This is a genomic window from Fibrobacter sp. (assembly GCA_024398965.1).
Taxonomy (GTDB): Bacteria; Fibrobacterota; Fibrobacteria; order Fibrobacterales; family Fibrobacteraceae; genus Fibrobacter.
Genome location: JAKSIF010000100.1, coordinates 1 through 3,510 on the forward strand (window position 1 = coordinate 1; position 3,510 = coordinate 3,510).

Consider the following 3,510-nt stretch of genomic DNA (forward strand, 5'->3'; position numbering starts at 1 on the left):
TGTGACGGTAACTGCGCTGCTGCGCACGTCGCATACATGTTTAGCGAAGTCGCCGCCATCTATCCTATCACTCCTTCATCACCAATGGCTGAGTACATTGACGAATGGAGCGCAGGCGGCAGAAAGAACATTTTCAACGAGAATGTTCGCGTTGTTGAAATGCAGGCTGAAAGCGGCGCTGCTGGCGCTGTCCACGGCTCATTGCAGGCCGGTGCCCTCACAAGCACCTTCACAGCATCACAGGGTCTGTTGCTGATGATCCCTAACATGTACAAAATCGCCGGTGAATTGCTCCCAGGCGTTTTCCATGTTTCGGCTCGTGCATTGGCAGCTCAGGCTTTGTCAATTTTCGGTGACCACGCCGACGTCATGGCTTGCCGTCAGACCGGTTTCGCCATGCTGGCAACCAGCTCAGTCCAGGAAATCATGGACTTGGCTCCAGTCGCTCACCTCGCAGCTATCGAAGGCCGCGTGCCTTTCCTGCACTTCTTCGACGGTTTCCGTACCTCACACGAAATCCAGAAAGTTGAAGCCACCGACCAGGACGAAGTCGCTAAGCTCGTCAACTGGGAAGCTTTGAACGAATATCGCAAGCGTGCCCTGAATCCTGAACACCCTGTAACACGCGGTACTGCTCAGAATCCTGACATCTACTTCCAGACACGCGAAGCTCAGAACACTTATTATGATGCCATTCCTGACATCGTCGCCAAGTACATGAAGGAAATGAGCAAGATCACGGGCCGTGAATATGCTCCTTTCTGCTACTATGGTGCTGCAGATGCCGAAAACATCATCATCTCCATCGGTTCCATCAACGATGTCGTCCGCACAGTGGTCGATAAGCTGAACGCCGAAGGCAAGAAGGTCGGTATGGTCAACGTACACCTCTATCGCCCATTCAGCGTGAAGTATCTGTTTGACGTTCTTCCTAAGACCGTCAAGAAGATTACGGTCCTCGACCGTACCAAGGAACCAGGTGCAAACGGCGATCCGCTCTATCTGGATGTCGTCGAAGCTTTCAAGAACTGCCCGAACAAGCCTGTCATCGTTGGCGGCCGTTACGGTCTTTCTTCAAAGGACACCACTCCTGCTCACATCCTCTCCGTGTTCAACAACATGGAAGCTGCCGAACCAAAGAACCAGTTCACTGTCGGTATCGTCGACGACGTTACCTTCAAGTCACTGCCTATCCTTCCTGAGTTCTCAATCCTTCCAAAGGGAACCTTCGAGGCTAAGTTCTACGGCCTTGGCGCTGACGGTACTGTGGGTGCTAACAAGAACTCCATTAAGATCATTGGTGACAACACCAACAAATACAGCCAGGCTTACTTCGACTACGACTCAAAGAAATCAGGCGGCTACACCTGCTCACACCTTCGTTTCGGTGACCAGCCTATCTTGGCTCCTTACCTCGTCGGTACTCCTGACTTCGTCGCTGTCCACGTTCCTTCATACCTCAGCAAGTATGACTGCCTGAGAGGTCTGAAAGACAATGGCACATTCCTTTACAACTCACCATGGAGCGTTGAGGAAACCAAGAACAATCTGCCTGACTTCGTGAAGAAGTATCTCGCTCTCCACAAGATCAACATGTACATCATCGATGCTACTAAGATTGCTGCTGAAATCGGCCTTGGCAACCGTACCAACACCATCCTCCAAAGCGCATTCTTCAAGATTTCAGGCGTTATTCCTTACGACCTGGCAGTCGAACAGATGAAGAAGTTCATCGTGAAGAGCTATGGCAAGAAGGGTGAAGACATCGTCAACATGAACTATGCAGCTGTTGACCGTGGCGGTGAAATCGTGAAGGTTGAAATCCCTGCTGAATGGGCTGAACTGCCTTGCAGCACCGACTTCGTCTTCATGCACAACGACAACGATCCTGAATTTATTAATAAGGTGATGCGCCCGATGGTTGCTCAGTGCGGTAACGACCTGCCTGTTAGCGCCTTCAAGGAAATCATCGACGGTACATTCCCAGCTGGCACCACCGCTTACGAAAAGCGTGGCGTCGCTACCGTGGTTCCTGAATGGAATCCTGCAAACTGCATCCAGTGCAACCAGTGCTCACTGATTTGCCCTCACGCAGCTATCCGTCCAGTGGTTATGACCGATGCTGAAATGGCAGCAGCTCCTGCTGGCATGAAGGCAGCCGACATGAAGATGCCTAAGGAATTGGCCGGCATGCACTTCCGTATGCAGGTTTCAGTCCTCGACTGCACAGGTTGCGGCAACTGCGCCGACATCTGCCCTGCTAAGGAAAAGGCATTGGTGATGAAACCTCTCGAAAGCCAGATGGCTGAAGTCGAGAACTGGGAATATGGCCAGAAGAAAGTCACCTACAAGGACAACATGATTGACAAGTTCGCCAACGTGAAGAACAGCCAGTTCGCTCAGCCTCTGTTTGAGTTCTCAGGCGCTTGCGCTGGTTGCGGTGAAACACCTTACATCAAGTGCCTCACCCAGTTGTTCGGCGAAAGAATGATGATTGCCAACGCAACAGGTTGCTCATCAATCTACGGCGGTTCAGCTCCTGCAACTCCATACTGCAAGAACAACAGAAGCGGTAAGGGCGTGGCTTGGGCTAACTCACTGTTCGAAGACAATGCTGAATTCGGCCTCGGTATGGCTACCGCTACCCGCAAGATGCGCGACCGCGTTGAACGCATCATGAAGGAAGCCATCGCCAACTGCCAGTGCTGCTCAGCAGAACTGAAGGCTATGTTCCAGGAATGGATTGACAACCGCGAAGACGGCGTCAAGACCATGGAACTGGCTCCTAAGATTGTTGCTGCTTGCGAAGCTTGCGGCTGCGACTACTGCAAACAAATCATCGACCTCAAGGATCACCTCACCAAGAAGAGCCAGTGGATCTTCGGCGGTGACGGTTGGGCTTACGATATCGGCTTCGGCGGCTTAGACCACGTTTTGGCTTCTGGTGAAGATGTCAACGTTCTCGTCGTCGATACTGAAGTCTATTCAAATACTGGCGGTCAGTCATCAAAGGCTACTCCAGCTGGTGCTGTCGCTAAGTTTGCCGCTTCAGGTAAGAAGGTTCGCAAGAAAGACCTCGGCATGATTGCCAAGAGCTACGGTTACGTCTATGTGGCACAAGTCGCTATGGGCGCTTCACAGGCTCAGTACTTCAAGGTAATCAAGGAAGCTGAAGCTTACCACGGACCATCATTGATCATTTGCTACGCACCTTGCATCAACCACGGCATTAAGATTGGCATGGGCCACTCACAACTCGAAGAGAAGCTCGCCGTCGAATGTGGTTACTGGCATCTGTGGCACTTCAACCCAGAAGAGGAAGAAGCTGGCCAGAACGGCTTCCACCTCGACAGCAAGGAACCAGACTGGAGCAAGTTCCAGCAGTTCATCATGGGTGAAGTCCGTTACAACTCACTGCTGAAGACCTTCCCGGAAGAAGCTAAGGAACTCTTCGCCAAGACCGAACAGTTTGCTAAGCTCCGCTACGAAGGCTACAAGAAGCTGAGCGAA

At 51.9% G+C, this 3,510-nt stretch carries 1 protein-coding gene; it reads left to right on the plus strand.

Going from position 1 to position 3,510, the window contains the following annotated elements; translation table 11 throughout:
* Positions 1 to 3,510 (plus strand): pyruvate:ferredoxin (flavodoxin) oxidoreductase (gene nifJ, locus MJZ26_14685; GenBank protein MCQ2107024.1); only part of this gene is annotated, 3,510 nt, incomplete at both ends.